15 protein-coding genes are annotated in these 18,187 nt (G+C 40.9%); 3 read left to right on the forward strand and 12 right to left on the reverse strand.

The features are described 5' to 3' along the window. Positions 1–30: 30 nt before the first annotated feature. The 4 genes from ACYVHJ_RS16575 to cysS all read right to left on the reverse strand — a co-directional run bounded on the left by ACYVHJ_RS16575 (position 31) and on the right by cysS (position 4,893). On the reverse strand, positions 31–537 hold the full coding sequence (locus ACYVHJ_RS16575; RefSeq protein ID WP_460516842.1) for a hypothetical protein: 507 nt from the start codon (positions 535–537) through the stop codon (positions 31–33). A 699-nt stretch (positions 538–1,236) separates the two neighbouring features. Continuing rightward, positions 1,237–2,391, reverse strand: a complete 1,155-nt coding sequence (gene galK, locus ACYVHJ_RS16580; RefSeq protein ID WP_460516845.1) for a galactokinase — start codon at positions 2,389–2,391, stop codon at positions 1,237–1,239. Positions 2,392–2,414: 23 nt separating this feature from the next. After that, positions 2,415–3,407 carry a M28 family peptidase gene (locus ACYVHJ_RS16585; RefSeq protein ID WP_460516848.1) on the reverse strand — a complete coding sequence of 331 codons (993 nt, stop codon included), beginning with the start codon at positions 3,405–3,407 and terminating at the stop codon, positions 2,415–2,417. Then, entirely contained in the window at positions 3,397–4,893 is a 1,497-nt protein-coding gene (gene cysS / locus ACYVHJ_RS16590; protein WP_460516851.1) for a cysteine--tRNA ligase, read from the reverse strand. The genes ACYVHJ_RS16585 and cysS overlap by 11 nt, the downstream gene beginning before the upstream one ends. Before the next feature lie 158 nt (positions 4,894–5,051). On the opposite strand from cysS, the gene ACYVHJ_RS16595 reads away from it, so the two are divergent. From ACYVHJ_RS16595 to infB, 3 genes are all read left to right on the forward strand, one after another. Then, positions 5,052–5,522 carry a ribosome maturation factor RimP gene (locus ACYVHJ_RS16595; RefSeq protein WP_339902716.1) on the forward strand — a complete coding sequence of 157 codons (471 nt, stop codon included), beginning with the start codon at positions 5,052–5,054 and terminating at the stop codon, positions 5,520–5,522. A gap of 5 nt (positions 5,523–5,527) precedes the next feature. Further along, complete coding sequence (nusA, locus tag ACYVHJ_RS16600; RefSeq protein WP_014019985.1) at positions 5,528–6,772, forward strand: transcription termination factor NusA; 1,245 nt, start codon at positions 5,528–5,530, stop codon at positions 6,770–6,772. 70 nt (positions 6,773–6,842) lie between these two features. Continuing rightward, complete coding sequence (gene infB, locus ACYVHJ_RS16605; protein WP_460516856.1) at positions 6,843–9,881, forward strand: translation initiation factor IF-2; 3,039 nt, start codon at positions 6,843–6,845, stop codon at positions 9,879–9,881. 978 nt (positions 9,882–10,859) lie between these two features. On the opposite strand, the gene ACYVHJ_RS16610 is transcribed toward infB, so the two are convergent. Genes ACYVHJ_RS16610 through ACYVHJ_RS16645 form a run of 8 tightly spaced genes read right to left on the reverse strand, consistent with a single transcriptional unit; the run spans position 10,860 to position 18,028 of the window. Next, positions 10,860–11,984, reverse strand: a complete 1,125-nt coding sequence (locus ACYVHJ_RS16610) for an ABC transporter permease (RefSeq protein WP_460516859.1) — start codon at positions 11,982–11,984, stop codon at positions 10,860–10,862. Then, positions 11,984–13,090 carry an ABC transporter permease gene (locus ACYVHJ_RS16615; protein WP_460516862.1) on the reverse strand — a complete coding sequence of 369 codons (1,107 nt, stop codon included), beginning with the start codon at positions 13,088–13,090 and terminating at the stop codon, positions 11,984–11,986. The genes ACYVHJ_RS16610 and ACYVHJ_RS16615 overlap by 1 nt, the downstream gene beginning before the upstream one ends. 21 nt (positions 13,091–13,111) lie before the next feature. Next, a complete protein-coding gene (locus ACYVHJ_RS16620; RefSeq protein ID WP_460516865.1) occupies positions 13,112–13,855 on the reverse strand; it encodes an ABC transporter ATP-binding protein in 744 nt (247 codons plus the stop codon). Beyond that, the gene (locus tag ACYVHJ_RS16625; protein WP_460516868.1) at positions 13,852–14,757 is read right to left on the reverse strand and encodes an ABC transporter ATP-binding protein; all 906 of its coding nucleotides are present in this window, start codon (positions 14,755–14,757) and stop codon (positions 13,852–13,854) included. Before ACYVHJ_RS16625 ends, ACYVHJ_RS16620 begins: the two co-directional genes overlap by 4 nt. A gap of 2 nt (positions 14,758–14,759) precedes the next feature. Then, positions 14,760–15,218, reverse strand: coding sequence for an OsmC family protein (locus ACYVHJ_RS16630; RefSeq protein ID WP_460516871.1), 459 nt, complete (start codon positions 15,216–15,218; stop codon positions 14,760–14,762). Between the two features lie 17 nt (positions 15,219–15,235). After that, on the reverse strand, positions 15,236–16,141 hold the full coding sequence (locus ACYVHJ_RS16635; RefSeq protein ID WP_460516874.1) for an HlyD family secretion protein: 906 nt from the start codon (positions 16,139–16,141) through the stop codon (positions 15,236–15,238). Between the two features lie 13 nt (positions 16,142–16,154). Next, complete coding sequence (locus ACYVHJ_RS16640) at positions 16,155–17,414, reverse strand: TolC family protein (protein WP_460516877.1); 1,260 nt, start codon at positions 17,412–17,414, stop codon at positions 16,155–16,157. Continuing rightward, a complete protein-coding gene (locus tag ACYVHJ_RS16645; protein ID WP_303615440.1) occupies positions 17,411–18,028 on the reverse strand; it encodes a TetR/AcrR family transcriptional regulator in 618 nt (205 codons plus the stop codon). The genes ACYVHJ_RS16640 and ACYVHJ_RS16645 overlap by 4 nt, the downstream gene beginning before the upstream one ends. Between the last annotated feature and the right edge of the window lie 159 nt (positions 18,029–18,187).

Genomic DNA, 18,187 nt, shown 5'->3' on the forward strand with positions numbered 1-18,187 from the left:
GGGTATGGTGCGTGTCCCGCAGGGCATGCACTATACCCGTTGTTGGCGTGTCGTTTTTATTATTTTATTTGATATTTCTGCACACCTTTTTTTGTCACCAAGAAGCCCCATGATTTCCGTTTCAATGTGATAAAGTTCAATCGATATTTCTTCACTTTTACTTCCGTTCATTACCATATTCAGAATTCTTGGAACGTAACTTTGATATTCATCTCTTGGAGCACAATCATTGATTCCTATTGGGTCCCAATCGTTCCATAAAATCTCATCAATTTCAATTCTGTTTTTTGCCCTTTTCTTCAATTCTTGTAAGTCATACGATTCCTTATCAATTTCGAATTCAGTTTCGTAAATTCCCCAATCCATGAACTCATAGTATTTTGTCATTGCGTCAAAATGTGAGTCAGCATAGAAAGAATGGATGATTTTTGAGTTCGGTTCCAAGATACTTCTGGATTCTTCTCCAAGTTCTCCTGAGTAACATAATGAAGTCAAATCGTCATCACTTTTCCATATGTCATGTTTAATCTTGGTCATTTTTTAATGCACGCCAACGTACGGCTAAAGTGCACAGTGCACTTTATTCGCCTTCCAACTAACACTAAAACTAAGGAATAAATACTAAATAAAAAACCCTTTGAACTCTTAAACAGGGGTTTTTAGAAAAATGATAGGTTTGAATACGCATTTTTCTCTAAGCGTTTGTTAAATCAGGATTATGTAATAGGATCAGACTTTAATTAAAAAACCCTAAATAACCCACCATTTTACTGTAATGCTTTACCTTAAACCTTCTCTCTTGTCAGTTTTTGGTCAAATGCTTTGGTTAAACACTAAAAAATACGGCCAAAAAGGCGGAATTTTCCGGCTAAAAGGTTCAATTACCCACTTCATAACTGGAATTTTGAGGTTAAAAACTTCAACGGGTAGGTTCCGAAGTACCCCTCCCCACTTCTGAACCTAGAAAATTTGACCCTATCCAAAGACTTTTCCTGAAATTTTGTCCGATTTTCCGATTTTTACCCTGTTTTTTGTCAGTTTTTGGTCGAACTTTTCAGGTTCGAGGTGAAAAATATTAGTTCTGAACCGGAAAATTCGAGTTAAAAGGTTCAAGCTTGTCAGTTTTAGGTACCCCACCCCTGTTTTAAGGTGGGTAATTGAGGTTATAAACCCCAATGGGTAGGTTCTGAAGTACCCTACCCCAGTTCCGAAGTACCCCATTGGCTTACCTAATACCTATAAATTGATAAGCCCAGTACCATCCGCAACGTTCACTTCATAGCTTTCCATTTGCCTATTGAACTTGCCGGCATAGGCAGCTGAAATGGCGGCGATAAATGCTTTTTTGTCGGTTTTCTTGATCAGGTTAAGGGTACAGCCTCCGAATCCACCACCCATCATTCTGGCTCCCAATACATAGGGCAATTCCCGGGTATAATCCACCAAAAAATCAAGCTCTGGACAACTCACTTCATAATCAAGGGAAAGTCCATCATGCGAACCATAGAGAAATTGTCCGACCGCCTCCAGATCCTGCTTGGCCAGGGCCTCACAGGTTTTTATCAGGCGTTCATTTTCCCGAATCACATAGGCACAACGCTTGTATACCACCGCAGACATTTCCCCTTTCACCTTGTCCAACATCGGCAGGCTGATGTCCCTAAGGCTATTTACCTCCGGAAATTGCTTTTTGACCAGCTTTACGCCTTCACTACATTCCTCCCTCCTTTGGTTATAGGCAGATTCTGCCAGGGAGTGGGCTACCTTTGTATTGCATAAGATCAATTGGTATTCTCCCAATTCCAAGGGGAAATAAGAATGGGCCAAAGAACGGCAATCCAAACGAATGACCTGGTCTTTTTTGCCCATCATGGAGGCAAACATATCCATGATGCCACATTTCACCCCTACAAACTCATGCTCTGCCTGTTGGGAAAATTTCAGCAACTCAAGCCTTTCCAATTTTAAATCAAACAACTGATTCAGACCAAAGCCTACTCCGTTTTCCAGCGCAGCAGAAGAAGAAAGACCTGCCCCTATGGGTATGTCTCCGCCAAAAACACAGTCAAAGCCTTCAAGCTCATCCCCATTCTTTTGAATGGCATTGGCCACCCCCATCACAAAGTTCACCCAGCCCTTGGCCGGTTTCAAATTGTCCAGTAAAAAGCTCTGCTCTTCCTGAAAATCTAGGGAATAAATCCTACATGTACGCGTATTGTTTTTGGCAAAGCCCAGGTAGATGGACTTGTCAATGGCCGCAGGCAAGACAAAGCCTTCATTGTAATCTGTATGCTCCCCGATAAGGTTGATCCTGCCGGGAGAGCAAACAATGATCGATTTTGACTGAAATTTCTCTTCAAATGTTTGGGCAATAAGTTCTGGTAAGCGCATAAAAAAGTGAGGTTAACTAAAATTTACTGTTCTTGAAAGAGGGTAAACAATACCGTTTTCCCCACTACAGCAAGGGTCTTTTTATCAATTATTTCCATATTGTCCTGGTGGGTATGGTGGTAAAGACCAAAGCCATAATCAGGACTGTATTCGATAATGTTGATCATGGGAATATTGGCATTCTGATTGACAAAGAGGTGGTCATCTGTAATGGCCTCGGCATTGCGCATGGGAAAGAAATCCCCAAAACCCAAATGGTGGGCATAGCCCCATACCTTGTCCACAATATTCTTGGCAAATTGTACAGAATAACCTTCTTTATAAAACCTGGCATTTTTGCCTCCCACCATATCTACCAAGATTCCATAATAGGCGGAATAGCCCTGCACATGTGGGGTTTCGGACCAATATTGAGAACCCAAACACCACCAAATTTGGCTCGTGTCACGGAAATTTCTGTGCTCCGGCTCCCCGTCATCTTCCCCATCAAAGAATATAAAATCTATCCCTACATCAGGTTGCAGGCTATCTGTATGCAAGACCCGAGAGATTTCTAATAAAAGCCCTACCCCACTTGCCCCATCATTGGCTCCATCAATGGGTTCCTCCAAGTTTTCGGTATCCTTGTCTGCAATTCTCCTGGTATCCCAGTGTGCGCCCAGCAAAATTCTTTTAGAAGCTTCAGGTTTATAGCTCCCTATAATATTTCTCAGCTGAAGTACTTTCCCATCATAAGCCTTGTCCTGAAAAGCCTGCTCGGTAACTGCCAAGCCAAAGCTTTCAAGTTTCTGAACGAGCCAGTCTCCGGTGGCTTTATGGGCTTCCGTATTGGGTACCCTGGGACCGAAATCCACCTGCTGCTGTATATAGGCATAGGCAGAATCGGCATTAAACGCAGGGCTGGCCCGGTAATTGATTACTTCTTCTGATCTTTTTTCACTGCTGGTTTTGTCACCACAGGCAGCCATCAGACATAGCAACCCTACAATTATAAACCCAAATTTACTATTCTTCATAAGCCCAATCTACACTATGCTTCATGTCTTTAATTATTACACCCATATCTTTTAATGCCGCCCTGATTTCATCCACTTTTTGATAATCTCTGGCAGTCTTGGCCTTGCTATACAGGTCGATGATCACTTTTAACAAAGCCTCCTGATTGTCACCTTTCTCCTCTAGCAAACCTAAAATCTCTGTAATAAATACGTTAAAAGTTTGAATCAGTTTATCATACACATCTTTCCCCAGCTGGGCAGCCTTTAACTGTCCGGTATAGAGGCTATTGATTTTTTTCAGCAAGTTGAAAAGATGGCCTATGGCCTGGGCCGTGTTAAAGTCATCATTCATGGCCGCAAAGGCAGCCGCAATGCTTTTCTCGATTTGTGAAACAAGCTTTTCGTCCACCAGCACTTCCGGATCGGCCTCATATTTCAATTGGCCGGCTATCCTCAGTCCATTGATTAATTTTTTATAGCCTTTTTGCGCAGCCTGTAAAGCACCATTTGAGAAGTCCAAAGTGGAGCGGTAATGGGCCGTTAAGATAAAGTACCTTACCGTCATCGGGCTGTAGGCCTGCTCCAATTTGTCATGATCCCCTTTGAACAACTGCTGAAGGGTAATGAAATTCCCTAAAGATTTCCCCATCTTCTGTCCATTGATGGTAATCATATTGTTGTGCATCCAGTACTTTGCCGGGTCGGTATGATGGCTTGCATTGCTTTGGGCAATTTCACATTCATGGTGTGGAAACATCAGGTCCATGCCTCCCCCGTGAATGTCAAACTGATCTCCCAGGTATTTGGAACTCATGGCCGTACATTCCAGGTGCCAGCCCGGAAAGCCAACGCTCCATTTGGATTCCCAGCGCATCAGGTGTTCGGGAGAAGCTTTTTTCCATAAGGCAAAGTCCACCGGATTTCTCTTTTCCGATTGCCCATCGAGCTCTCTACTCCCACTCATCAGTTCTTCTACCACACGACCGGACAATACCCCATACTGCTTTTCCTGCGCATTGTATTTGAGCACATCAAAATACACGCTTCCGTTGACTTCGTATGCCAGGCCATTTTCAATGATTTCTTCGATAAGCTTGATTTGCTCCGGAATATGTCCGGTGGCACGAGGTTCGATGCTGGGCTTGAAAGTATTGAGCAGTTCCATATCTCTATGGTAGGAAGCCGCATATTGCTGGGCAACTTCCATGGGCTCTAGTTGTTCCAGTTTTGCTTTTTTTGCAATTTTATCTTCTCCCTCATCGGCATCAGCTTCCAGGTGGCCCACATCGGTGATATTGCGGACGTAGCGCACTTTATAATTTAGAAAACTAAGGTACCTAAAAACGATATCGAAGGAAACTGCAGCCCTGGCATGCCCCAGGTGGGCATCTCCATACACGGTGGGACCACAGACATACATGCCTACATTTGGCGAATTAATGGGTTCAAAAATTTCCTTCTCCCTGGTGAGGGTATTGTATATTTTTAACTTTTTTGATTGCATGGGGCAAATTTATCAAACTTTCAATACTTTTTTTAGGAAAATAATTTTATTACATTTGTACCTGAGTTAATTCATGACAACAGAGGGGACACAGAGTCCCCTCTTTCATTTATTGATCATTTTTGGGACAAAAACCAAAAGCAAGTAAGTAAAAAGATATGGATTTGAGGCAAACGATAGAAGAAATAGTGGAAAAGCACCTGCCTGACAGCAGTCATTTTGTCGTAGATGTTCAAATAGTGAAGAAGGGTAATAAAAAATCTTTACAAATATTAATTGACGCTGATCACGGCATTAATATTGATTCTTGTGCATTGGTAAGTAGAGCCGTAGGTGAAGAAATAGAAGCCAAAGAACTGATGGACACTGCTTACGTAATGGAGGTTTCCTCTCCCGGTGTAGATTTTCCTTTAAGTTCAAGGAGGCAATATCAAAAAAATATTGGCCGAAACTTAAAGGTTAGCCTTGAAGAAGGGCCGGAGAAGGAAGGAAAACTTACAGAAGTGGAGCAGACAGGAATTCAGTTATTGGTAAAGAAAAAAGAAAAAGGAAAAAAGGCTGTTGAAGAAACGATCAGCATACCTTTCGACCAAATTAAAAAATCAATTGTATTAGTCTCTTTCAAATAAAAACAATGGATGCTAAAATTCTGATTGAATCATTTGCAGAGTTTGCAAGATCAAAAAATGTGGACAGACCAACAATGATCCGCATTCTCGAGGATGTATTTAGGGCGATGATTCGTAAAAAGTATGAAACTGATGAAAACTTTGATGTGATCATCAACGCGGACAAAGGTGATTTGGAGATCGTAAGGATTAGAGAGATCGTGGACGACAATTCTGAAGATATCTGGGATCATGATAAGATTAGTTTGGCGGAAGCCAAAAAGATTGAGCCTGATTTTGAAATCGGTGAAGAGACCTATGAAAAAATAGAATTGGAAGATTTTGGTCGTCGGGCGGTAATGATGGCCAGACAGACCCTTATCCAGAGGATTAAAGATTTAGAAAAGGATTTACTTTTCCAGCAATATGAAGAGCTTGTAAGTGAGATCATCACTGCAGAAGTTTATCAAATATTGGGTAGAGAAATACTACTTATGGATGGTGAAGGCAATGAATTGATCATGCCCAAGTCTGAGCAAATACCAAAGGACAGGTTTAGAAAGGGAGATACTGTTCGGGCAATTGTTCACAAAGTGGAAATGATCAATGGTAATCCAAAAATTATACTTTCAAGAACATCTCCTATATTCTTGGAAAGGTTATTTGAGAATGAAGTACCGGAAGTATACGATGGCTTGATTACCATCAAAAAAATAGTGAGAGAACCGGGAGACAGGGCCAAGGTGGCTGTAGAATCATACGATGATCGGATAGATCCGGTCGGAGCATGTGTGGGTATGAAAGGTAGCAGGATTCATGCTGTGGTAAGAGAACTACAGAATGAAAACATAGATGTTATCAATTACACAGACAATCTTGATTTATATGTTTCCAGAGCATTAAGTCCTGCCAAGGTAACTTCACTCCAAGTGAATGAAGAAGCTAAAAGGATTTCGGTATATTTGAAACCTGATCAGGTATCTCTAGCCATAGGTAAAGGAGGCTTCAATATCAGGCTTGCCAGTCGTTTGGTAGGTTATGAGATAGATGTCTTTAGAGAACTTTCTGATTATGAAGATGAAGAAGATGTTGATCTATCTGAATTTTCTGACGAAATTGAAAGTTGGGTATTAGAGGAGTTGAAGAAAACAGGTTTGGATACTGCGAAAAGTGTATTGGCATTGACCAAAGAGGACCTTCTAAGGAGGACAGAATTGGAGGAAGAAACGATTGCCGATATATTTAAAATATTAAAACAAGAATTTGAATAGCAAATAACGACAGATAATTCGTTATCCCCTTTATATTTGCATTATTATAAATACAGGAATAGGTATTAGTATGTCAGAAGAAAAAATGATGCGATTAGGCCAAGTAGCCAGAAAACTCAATGTGGGGGTTTCCACCATTGTTGAGTCTATGGCCAAGAAGGGCTTTGAGGTAGAAAGCAATCCGAACTCAAAAATAAGTTCGGAACATTACAATATGCTTGCCAAAGAGTTCAAGTCTTCTGCTCAAGAAAAGGAAGAGGCCTCCCATCTATCTATAGGCAAAAGGCACAATGAGAACTTTACCATCAAGGCGGAGTCTGAATCTGAGCCTGAAAAAGAAATCAAAAAGCCGGAGCCGAAAAAACCGGTAAGCACTAGCAAACCGGCCAGTGCAGCTCCTCCTGCCGAGGAGAAAAAAGCTGAGGAAAAAGCTACTGATAAAATATCCAATGAAGCGCCTAAACTTCAAGGAATAAAAGTGCTGGGCAAAATTGATTTGGATAGTAATAAATCCAAACAAAAGCCTGCAGAAGTGAAGGAAGAGGCCAAGCCTAACCCTCCTAAGCCGGTGGCGGAAGAGCCTAAAAAGCCCGAGCCTAAGCCTGCCGCCAAAAAGGAGCCTGAAGTTAAACCTGAACCTAAAAAGGAAAAAGAACAGCCTCAGAAAGCCGAGCCTAAAGCGGAAACGACTACGCCTAAACCTACTCCTACTCCAGTAAAACCCGAAAAGCCGGTAGCGAAAACTCCTCCTGCTCCAAAAGCAGAAGAGAAAGCCACCCCTCCTAAAAAAGCGCCAGAAGCTAAACCTGAAGCGCCCAAGGAGCCTACTGCCCAATCGAAGCCTATTACTGAAGAGAAAGCAACTACTAAAGAACCGGAGAAACCTATCGAAAAGACTGAAGACAAGGTAATATCTGCAAAGGCAGATTCCCTTAAAGGTTTGACAGTATTGGGGAAAATCGAACTTCCCATAGACAAGCCTAAGAAAAAATCCAAGCCGGTTGCCTCTTCTGATGAGCGCAACAAGGAGAAGAAGAAACGTCCTAGAAAAAGGATTGACAACCGTCCTGCCAAGAGTGGCGACGGAGCGAGAAATACACCTGCCGGAAGAGGTCCAGGTGGACAAGGTGGTGGCGGTGCCAGAAAAGGAAACAACCGAGGGGGCGTTGGACGTCCAGGAGGAAGAGGTCAAAATCCTCGTTTCCAAAAAGAGGAACCTACTCAAAAAGAAATCCAGGATCAAATCAAACAAACACTTGCACGTCTGCAAGGAGGTGGTAAATCCGGAGGTAGAGGTAAAAACAGAAGAGACAAAAGATCTGAAAGGACCAAGGAGGTTAGCGAAACCCCTGAGGAAAGCAAAATATTACGGGTAACGGAATTTATTTCCGCCAATGACCTGGCATCTTTAATGGATGTTTCTGTAAATGAAGTAATCTCTGTATGTATGGGATTGGGCATGTTTGTCTCCATCAACCAAAGGTTGGATGCAGAAGCCATCACCATCATCGCCGATGAATTTCATTATGACGTAGAGTTTACCAAAACTGACGAGGAAGAAACGGAAGTCATTGAAGAGGAAAACGAAGATACGCTTATAGAAAGAGCGCCGATTGTGACCATTATGGGTCACGTAGATCATGGTAAAACTTCCCTACTGGATTATATCCGAAGGGCAAAAGTAACCCATGGTGAAGCAGGTGGAATTACCCAGCATATCGGTGCCTATGATGTGGAAACTTCCGATGGACACAAAATTGCATTTTTGGATACTCCGGGTCACGAAGCATTTACAGCCATGCGTGCCAGAGGTGCAAAAATCACCGATGTTGCCATTATCGTAATTGCTGCGGATGACAATGTCATGCCACAGACCAAAGAGGCCATCAATCATGCCCAAGTTGCAGGTGTGCCCATGATCTTTGCTATCAATAAAATTGATAGGCCAAACTCCAATCCGGAAAGGATTAAAGAAGAATTGGCCAATATGAACCTCTTGGTGGAAGACTGGGGTGGTAAATACCAATCTCAAGATATTTCTGCCAAAACAGGTGCCGGTATTGATGAGCTTTTAGAAAAAGTATTGCTAGAATCTGAAATACTAGAACTAAAAGCCAATCCGGACAAAAATGCCGTGGGTACCGTGGTGGAAGCCTCCCTTGATAAAGGTAGAGGTTATGTATCCACCATCATGGTTCAAGCGGGTACCCTGAATGTGGGTGACACCATCTTGGCAGGTCAACACTACGGTAGGGTGAAAGCCATGTTTGACCACCTGGGTAAAAAAGTAGACGAAGCAGGGCCATCCACACCGGTACAAGTACTTGGTTTAGGAGGTGCTCCTCAGGCAGGCGATGTGTTCAAAGTATATGATTCTGAAAGAGAAGCAAGGGAAATTGCCAACTCAAGGGAGCAGATACAAAGAGAGCAAAGTTTGCGCACCAAGAAACACATCACTTTGGATGAAATCGGTAGAAGATTGGCCATTGGTAGCTTTAAGGAACTTAACATCATTATCAAAGGTGATGTGGATGGTTCTGTGGAAGCCCTTTCTGATTCCTTACTGAAACTTTCCAAAGACGAGGTAAATGTAAACATCATTCACAATGGCGTAGGCCAAATCTCAGAATCGGATGTATTGCTGGCCTCCGCTTCAGATGCGATCATTCTCGGCTTCCAGGTAAGACCTTCGGTCAATGCAAAACGCCTTGCTGAACAGGAAGAGATAGAAATCAGGCATTACTCCATTATCTATGACGCCATCAACCAGATCAAGGATGCCATCGAAGGTATGCTAGAGCCTGAATTTGAAGAAGTCATCACAGGTAATATTGAGGTTAGAGAAGTTTTCAAAATCTCTAAAGTGGGTACAGTTGCCGGTTGTTACGTAACAGACGGGTATATTAACCGTAAAAATAAAATCAGAATTATCAGAGATGGTATAGTGATTCATGAAGGTGAAATCAGTGCCTTGAAGCGATTTAAGGATGATGTCAGCGAAGTGAAATATGGTTACGAATGCGGTGTATCTATCAAAGGCTTCAACGATATCCAGCAAGGAGATACCTTCGAAGGGTATAAAATGGAAGAAGTTAAGCGTAAAAAATAAATTATTACAATTGTAAAAATATAATAAGGGACAGCGTAAAGTTGTCCCTTTTTTGCTTTCAGGTCATGGAAACGCTCATTACAGGCATAAACATCTTGTTTTTCATAGCTTTTTTAGGAACCATCCTAGGGCTGATAAGGCCGGTAATTGTCCTTTGGTTTATGCACCGTTTCAATAGGCTTAGTGTGATTAAATATTACGGTGTTCCTGCAATAGTCATGTATCTTGTTAAGCTAGCTTTGGTCCATTTATATTAAAAAGGTAGAGAGACACCCTAAATTTCATTTCATCCCTTACAGGATTATGTTAAACGGAAGATATTTCGTCCTTCCAGGGCTTTAGACGATTATGCCTCTAGTAACGATGGGCTTCACCCATCGCTGTTAGATTCCGCCCTGTCAGGGCTAACAAATGGAACACTTGTGTAATGATTCCCCATTGGTAGAATAATTTTTTCCTCCGACAATTAGATTTTGCCACGAATAAACATTCCCTATAGATAGGCCGACCAAATCGTTAAACTTTCGCTAATTTAGGGCTTAATCTCTAGCCCTGAAAGGGCAAAATATCAAAGCACAGGGTGAAGCCCTGTGTGAGCATAATTAATTCATATCCAAGCCCTTAAAGGGTGAGATAATTATTTTAAAGGAAGCCAAACCTTCTAAGGCAACAGTAGACCAGCCACTATAGAAGCCCATACTTCTGTAAATGAACATTGAACCCAGATTGTGTAATAGAATTTCTCTGCCCTGACAAGGTCAGGGGTGATGCCTGTCCCGTGTTTACGGGAAGTGTTGCAATCGCAAGAAAATCAGGGCTGTTTGGAGATTTTAGCATAGCACCGCTATGGTGAAATCTCCAAACAGTAACGAAGTGGCTGATTATGAAGCGATTTCAGCACGTAATAGATTGTCTATTGCATATTTCGGGTTGAATGATTTTGGCATCATTACATTTCTCTATCTCTTCAAATCCGACTTAATTCACTTTTTTATAACTGTACACCGCCAGCCCATTTACCAATATGGCGTAGGCAAAGGTCTTCCATAACTGAGGCAAAATATCTGAAAAACCGGCCCCTTTTAACATTACCATTCGCACTACCTCTACAAAATACCTGATGGGATTAAAGGTAGTGATCATCTGGGCCCATTGTGGCATACTTTCTATGGGTGTAAACAAGCCACTCATTAGGATAAAAATAACCATGAAAAACCAAGCAATAAACATGGCCTGCTGCTGGGTTTCTGTAAAATTGGAAATAAATAGACCAATTCCCAGGACCACCAAAATATAAATGGTAGTATAAAAATATAGGGTGCCCAAGCTCCCTAGTAAGGGAATGTCAAAAATAAGTTTCGCCAGCACTAGTCCAATGGTCAACAAGCCCAAGCCTATGATCCAAAATGGAAATAGCTTTCCAATAATAAATTGACTTTTTTTGATTGGGGTGACGTTAATTTGTTCCAGTGTTCCGATTTCTTTTTCCCTCACAATATTCATCCCTGAAAGAAACAAGGTAATCATGGTGACCAATAGTACCAATATCCCCGGCACCATAAAAGTTTTATAATCCAATGTGCTATTGTACCAATAGGAAGGAATAATGGTAATCAGGCCGGCAAAGCCACTGCGGTTTTTATTACTCACAGAAGTCTCTAAGGCTATACCTTGGTTGAATTCCTGCACTATTTGTTGAATATAAGCAGTCTCTACTCCTGCTGCAGCCCCATCTATGGCATCCACAGTAAGCCCTAAGGAAGTTTTTTCTTGATTTACCAGCTGTCGTTCAAAATTATTGGGGATCTCCATGATTACATTTACTTTTCCCTGCAACATTCCTTCATAGGCCGCCTTATAGGATGAGTAAGGTGCAAGAAGGTTGAAATAGGCCGATGAACGGAATTTTTCAATCAGTGCCCGAGAAGTAGAACTGCGGTCCACATCGATGTAACCAAATTTTATATCCTTTACCTCATAGGTAGCTGCATTGGACAGAATAAGGAGTTGAACTATTGGTAAAACAAAAATAATAGGAAGCATTCCCTTATTTCTAAAGATCTGCTTGAATTCCTTTTGTATCAAATATCCGATGGTTTTCATTATTCAAGCCTGATTTTATATTTGTAGGTACTGATTCCAATAAAGAATAGCGTCATGCCTATAAGAATAAGCGTCTCTTTCCAAATAAAAGCCATTCCCACTCCCTTTAACATGATTCCTTTAATGATAAGGATAAACCATTTGGCCGGAATAATATTACTTATAATTTGTAAAGGAAGCGGCATACTGCCTATAGGGAATATAAATCCTGACAAGAGGATTACCGGCAACATCAAGCCCATCAAGGAAATCATCATGGCCGTCTGCTGGGTCTTTGCTATGGTCGATATTAAAATCCCCAATGATAAAGAGGTAAGAATAAACAGCACACTCTCAGTACCTAATAAAATCAAGCTTCCTTGAACCGGCATTTTAAAAATAAAGATACTTAGCAATACGATAATTATTGCATTTATGATGGAGAGCAAAATATAAGGAACCACTTTGCCCAATATCACCTGAAAAGGTTTTAATGGCGATACCAATAAAATTTCCATAGTTCCCAATTCTTTTTCCTTGGCTATGGAAATGGAAGTCATCATGGCAGAGACCAACATTAAAATTATCGTCATCACCCCGGGGACAAACATAAAAACACTTTTAAGTTCAGGGTTAAAAGCCATATGGGTTTGGGTCAATACCTGTGGACCTCCTACTTGATGGAGGTTTATGGATTGATTGTACTGCTGAACGATAGATAGAATATAATTGGTGATGGAATTGGCGGTGTTGGGATCCGTCGCATCAGCAACAAGCTGAATGGTGGCTTGCCCCCTTTTCACCATTTTTTCGCCAAAGTCCTTTTCAAAATTAATTACTGCCTTAACTTTTCCTTCCTTGAAAACCCCTTCCACCTCGGATTCAGCAGCTAAATATCGGTTTATAGAAAAGTATTTCGACGAAGCCATCTTATTGATAATCTCAATGGTAGTCGCATCTTTGGCTTGGTCCAAAACAGCAATTTCCACCTTATTGATTTCATTGGTAATGGCGAATCCAAATAATAAAATTTGGGCGATAGGCATCCCAAAAAGGATAAAAAGTGACCTTTTATCCCTATAGATATGGTAAAATTCCTTCCTTACAAAACCTATAAAACGTTTCATTTTGAAAAATTGAATTTCTTATTATTCATTTGGTTTACTGCCCCTTGCCAGTTTCAAGAAAACCTCATTCAGATTACTCGCCCCATATTGTTCCTTCAAAAGCTTAGGAGGGCCCATTGCTTCAATTTTCCCATTGACCATAATGGATACCTTATCGCAATATTCTGCCTCGTCCATATAATGCGTAGTCACAAATAGGGTTGTTCCCTTATCAGCAGCATGATAGATCATTTCCCAGAATTGCCTCCTGGTAATGGGATCCACTCCACCAGTAGGTTCATCTAGAAAAACAATTTTAGGGTCATGCAGGAGAGACACCGAAAAGGACAATTTTTGCTTCCAACCCAATGGCAAAGCGCCAACCAGTTGATCAATTATATTTTCAAGTTTCAGCTCAGCCACCAATACCTTTACCTTCTCCTTAATCGTGGCTCGGGACAAGCCGTATATCCCACCAAAAAAGGTGATGTTTTCCCTCACCGTTAAATCATCATATAGGGCAAACTTCTGGCTCATATAGCCAATGTTCTTTTTGATAAGCTCGGTTTGGGCATAGACATCAAAGCCCGCTACTGTCGCTTCCCCAGAACTGGGTTTGGAAATGCCTATAAGCATTTTCATGGCCGTAGTTTTCCCCGCTCCATTGGCCCCGAGAAAGCCAAAAATCTCTCCGGCCTTTACTTCAAAGCTTATGGCATCTACAGCCAGAAAATCACCAAACTTCTTTGTTAGATTTTTAACCGCTATTACCTTGTTGTCTTTCATTCTTTTGCCATTTCCATGAAAACATCCTCAATGGTAGGTTCAGTTACACCAATATAAATCCCGGTAAGTCCATTTGCTTTCAGGTATTCTTCCAGTTCAGGAATATCCAAATCGGGTCGACTATCGGTATAATGTACATATTCGCCAAAGGGGTATACACTGTACAGGTAAGGGAAATCCCGAAGCACTTGTATCAATTTATGTCTTTCTCCGGCTCCGATTTCATAAACTGCTTTAGGGTACTTTTCCACAATTTTTTTAGGGCTGTCAATTTCCATAATATGCCCATTCTGCATAAGGGCTACCCTATCACACAAAGCAGCCTCATCCATGTATGGCGTAGAAACCAATATGGTAATACCTTTTGCTTGCAGTCGCTTCAACATGTCCCAGAATTCCTTTCTGGAGACGGGATCCACACCTGTGGTAGGCTCATCCAGAAAAAGCACTTTGGGTTTATGAATCAAGGCACAACAAAGGGCAAGTTTTTGCTTCATTCCCCCGGATAACTTTCCCGCTCTTCGGGTTTTAAAGGGTTCTATCTGTTCATAGATTTCCTTGATGAGCTCATAATTTCTTTCGAGCGTTGTACCAAAAATGGTAGCAAAAAATTGCAGGTTCTCCTCCACTGTCAAATCCTGGTATAGTGAAAACCTGCCCGGCATATAGCCGACGGATTTTCGAATCTCAATATAATCCTCCACTACATCCATGCCTGCTACTACTGCAGTGCCGGTATCTGCCAATAAAAGCGTAGTCAAAATCCGAAACAAGGTGGTTTTCCCTGCACCATCAGGCCCTATTATTCCAAACAACTCACCCGGTTTTACCTCAAATGAAATGTCCTGAACCGCACTTATGCCCTTATAGGTCTTGCTGATTTGGTGAAGGGAAATGCTCATATTTAATCCTTTATTTGAATGGTAATGTTTAAGGAGATTTTTGATTTAATTGAATTGGAAATCAAACAAGCCGCTTCAGATTTCTGAACAATCCGTTCGGCCCGTTCTCTATCTTTTTCATTGAAGATAGTCACCGTTGGTGAAAGAATAATTTCTGTCATGGCAAATTTGCCCTCCTCCTTGGCCAAAATTCCTTTTGCATTGCAGCTAAAAGCAGCAAAATCCAGTTTGCTGTTTTCTGCAATGGCCAAAAATGTAGTCATCAAACAACTACTCACCGAGGCAGTAAATAAATGTTCCGGAGACCAGATATTGGGCATTCCTTTAGGGAATTCCGGAGGTGTGGCCACAGCGATACAATTGGACGATTCTGACTCGCCCATTTTAAGTTCCGGCGAACACATAAGGCCCTTTCTATCTACATTCCAATTGATGTCTACATTGTACTGATGGTTTTTCATGGGATTATTGATTATGGTTAGTTACTTTTTTCGCTCAAGTTATTTTCGATCCACATTTCGGCAGGCATACCTATTTTTAGGGCGCCATCATTTTTCACCTTTATTTTCACTGCATAAACCAGGTTTACTCTTTCTTCCTTTGTTTGAATGATTTTCGGAGTAAACTCAGCCGTAGAGGATACCCAGCTAACCTTTCCATCATATGCTTTCATTCCCTCATTTGAATCAATTTTTACCGTTACATCTTGCCCGATGCTGATATCCGGTAATTGCATTTCACTTATGTAAACCCTTAAAAGCATATTGTCCAAATCTGCAATTTTATATAGCGGCTTTCCAAAAGCAACAACTTCACCTGCCTCAGCGAATTTACCCAATACCGTTCCATAAATAGGATTCCTCAGAACACTTTGGGTGATTTGCTGATCTATCTGAGCAATGCGCGCATCAAAAGACAATGCTTCTTTCTCAATAGGCATTTGCTGACTTTGAACGTTTTTAATCTGTTTTTTTAAAACTTCGACTTGATTTCTCCCTTTATCCAATTGCTGCTGAGTGGCCGCACCATCGGCAAACATTTTTGAGATACGGTCAAATTCTAAAGCTGCGTTTTTTAATTGCTCTTCCAGCACATTTATCTGCGAAGAAATGCTGCCGGATTTTGATGCCACCGTTTCCTTGCCGGCCAACAATTGTTGCTTTGATAAAAACAAGGGCAAGGTGTCTACCAAAGCTACAAAGGTTCCCTTCTCGACCACTTGCCCCTCTTCTACCGCTAATGACAATAATTTACCTGAGGACTCAGCTGAAACAGTAATTTCAGTTGCCTCAAAATTACCATAGCCATCTGCTTTCTCTTCATTTTCACAGGATACCATTCCTAGCAGAAGAATACTTGATAAAAATAGTTTGAAGGTTTTCATTTCAGTTCTGTATTTAAAAGTCACCCTTAATTAATTTGTACCTTGCCTGACTCATGACCAACTGTATTTCAGTCAGCTTTTGATTGACTTTTGCCTCATAAAGCTTGTTGAGTTCAATGATGTATGTCGAAGGAGTGATGGTCCCATTTTGAAATTGGGAGGTACTTGATGCAATTACTTCTTCCCTCAAGTTGACGATGGAGGCATCATGGGCTAAAATTTCTTTGTACTTGTTGATGTCCTCCCGTGCCTCTAGCAATTGAATCTCATTGTTGCGTACAAAGGTTTCTTTCTCTGTGGCCACCACACGCTTTAATGCTTCAACTCCCAACTTTTTTTCCTGAGCCTTGCCCCAGTCAAATAACCTCCAGTTGAACTTTAAACCAACCATATAAAAGTCCTGAAAGGAATTGTCTAACATATTCAATCCGGGGTTCCCATATCCGGCCTGTGCAAAACCCATGAGGCTGGGGGATTTTTCTTTATCAATTAATTCCTTAGAAATGTCTAACTGCTGGGACTTGTATTCAAATAGTTTTAATTCCGGCCGGTTAAGCCGGGTATTAAATGTTTGCACTATCTTTGGTTTCAACAATGTATCATTGAAATCAATGTCCTTATAGATTAGTAAGGAAAGGCTTTCTAATGCTTTTTTGCGGTCATATTTGAGCTGAACTTTTTGTTGCTCCAATAATAATATTTCTGCTTGTAAATGCTGATTTGTGGAAGGTAGGGCCATTCCATTTCTAATGGCAGAAACCGCTTCTTTTGCCCGTTCCTGCAAAATTTTCATTTTAGAATCCAGCAGTTTTTCTTGTTCCTGGAGGAGTAAAATCTTGAAATAAACGGCATTGACTCTTTCCTTAACCTGGTAAATGGTAACTTCTACTTCTTGTTGTCGTGTTTTTAATTCAGCTTGTTTTAACTTGGCATTTGCCGCTATGCTCCCCCCACTATAAATCAATTGGTTGACATCTAACGTCGCCCTATACTGATCCTTATTTGGTGGTTGAATGTCAGTATTCGGCAATTCTATAGGAATCCTCGTGACCTCAGATTGATAGGTAGTTTGCGCATTTAGGTCTAGTTTAGGTAGTTTCTGCAATTCGAGCACCCTGACCTCAGATTGAAATTGTTCCTCCAAAAAAATTTTCTGACTGCTTAAGGGATAATTTATTTCTGCAAGATTAAAGCATTCTTCCAAGGTGAGCACCTGCTGTGCAGGTACAAGAAAGGGAACCATTGCCAGAATAATTGTTACTATCTCTCTCATAACTTTTTTATTGAGTTGATAATGAATTCGGAAACAAAGGTTTTACGCTGTTCCATTAGTTGCTCAAAATCATCCACTCCCAATTTCATAAAACCCCTAATCAGCGGCTTGGCTACAAAAGGAAAAATATTCAACGAAACAATGGTCACAAATAACTGCTCCCCATCTATAGGTCTCAAAATCCCTTCCTCAACCTCCTGTGCTACCTGCTTTTTAAATTTATCAAGAGATGGAAAGCCTTTACTGTCTTGGATCATCTCAAAAAATGCTGGGTTTCGGTTTGACTCCTGAATGATAAAATTTGGAAGGTAAGGGTGCTTTTTCATAAAGGAAATATAATTATGGGTAAAGCTTTTCACCTTTTCCTCTATGGATGAATCATCATTTAAAACCTTATTGAGTTGAGGAGACAATAAGGAAAAAGCATTCTTAAACACCGCCTCAAAAAGCAATTGCTTGCTTCTAAAATAATAATGCAACATGGCTTTATTGATGCCCGCTGCATTTGCGATCTCCTGCATCCGGGCTCCATCCATGCCCTTCTGCTGGAAAACTTCCTTGGCTGCCTCCAAGATTTTCTTTTCTGTGTCTTGATTAAATTTTTTCTCCGCCATATTAACCTTATGGTTTAACCATTTGGTTAACAAATGTAAAATTTATTTTTACAAAAGAAAATTGATGGCGAAAAAAATTTACTATTAGGTTAAAATGCGCTAAATCAATGCCTTGATAAAACATAATCAATTAAGTTAAATGAAACAGCGCACCATTGT

The organism is Cyclobacterium sediminis (assembly GCF_054781075.1).

Excerpts from the sequence above, each read along its gene's own strand:
- ACYVHJ_RS16585 (WP_460516848.1), bottom strand. The coding sequence starts at position 3,407 with ATGAAGAATAGTAAATTTGGGTTTATAATTGTAGGGTTGCTATGTCTG.
- ACYVHJ_RS16595 (WP_339902716.1), top strand. The coding sequence starts at position 5,052 with ATGGATTTGAGGCAAACGATAGAAGAAATAGTGGAAAAGCACCTGCCT.
- ACYVHJ_RS16620 (WP_460516865.1), bottom strand. The coding sequence starts at position 13,855 with ATGAAAGACAACAAGGTAATAGCGGTTAAAAATCTAACAAAGAAGTTT.
- galK (WP_460516845.1), bottom strand. The coding sequence starts at position 2,391 with ATGCGCTTACCAGAACTTATTGCCCAAACATTTGAAGAGAAATTTCAG.
- ACYVHJ_RS16610 (WP_460516859.1), bottom strand. The coding sequence starts at position 11,984 with ATGAAAACCATCGGATATTTGATACAAAAGGAATTCAAGCAGATCTTT.
- ACYVHJ_RS16615 (WP_460516862.1), bottom strand. The coding sequence starts at position 13,090 with ATGAAACGTTTTATAGGTTTTGTAAGGAAGGAATTTTACCATATCTAT.
- nusA (WP_014019985.1), top strand. The coding sequence starts at position 5,528 with ATGGATGCTAAAATTCTGATTGAATCATTTGCAGAGTTTGCAAGATCA.
- cysS (WP_460516851.1), bottom strand. The coding sequence starts at position 4,893 with ATGCAATCAAAAAAGTTAAAAATATACAATACCCTCACCAGGGAGAAG.
- ACYVHJ_RS16645 (WP_303615440.1), bottom strand. The coding sequence starts at position 18,028 with ATGGCGGAGAAAAAATTTAATCAAGACACAGAAAAGAAAATCTTGGAG.
- ACYVHJ_RS16625 (WP_460516868.1), bottom strand. The coding sequence starts at position 14,757 with ATGAGCATTTCCCTTCACCAAATCAGCAAGACCTATAAGGGCATAAGT.
- infB (WP_460516856.1), top strand. The coding sequence starts at position 6,843 with ATGTCAGAAGAAAAAATGATGCGATTAGGCCAAGTAGCCAGAAAACTC.
- ACYVHJ_RS16640 (WP_460516877.1), bottom strand. The coding sequence starts at position 17,414 with ATGAGAGAGATAGTAACAATTATTCTGGCAATGGTTCCCTTTCTTGTA.
- ACYVHJ_RS16575 (WP_460516842.1), bottom strand. The coding sequence starts at position 537 with ATGACCAAGATTAAACATGACATATGGAAAAGTGATGACGATTTGACT.
- ACYVHJ_RS16630 (WP_460516871.1), bottom strand. The coding sequence starts at position 15,218 with ATGAAAAACCATCAGTACAATGTAGACATCAATTGGAATGTAGATAGA.
- ACYVHJ_RS16635 (WP_460516874.1), bottom strand. The coding sequence starts at position 16,141 with ATGAAAACCTTCAAACTATTTTTATCAAGTATTCTTCTGCTAGGAATG.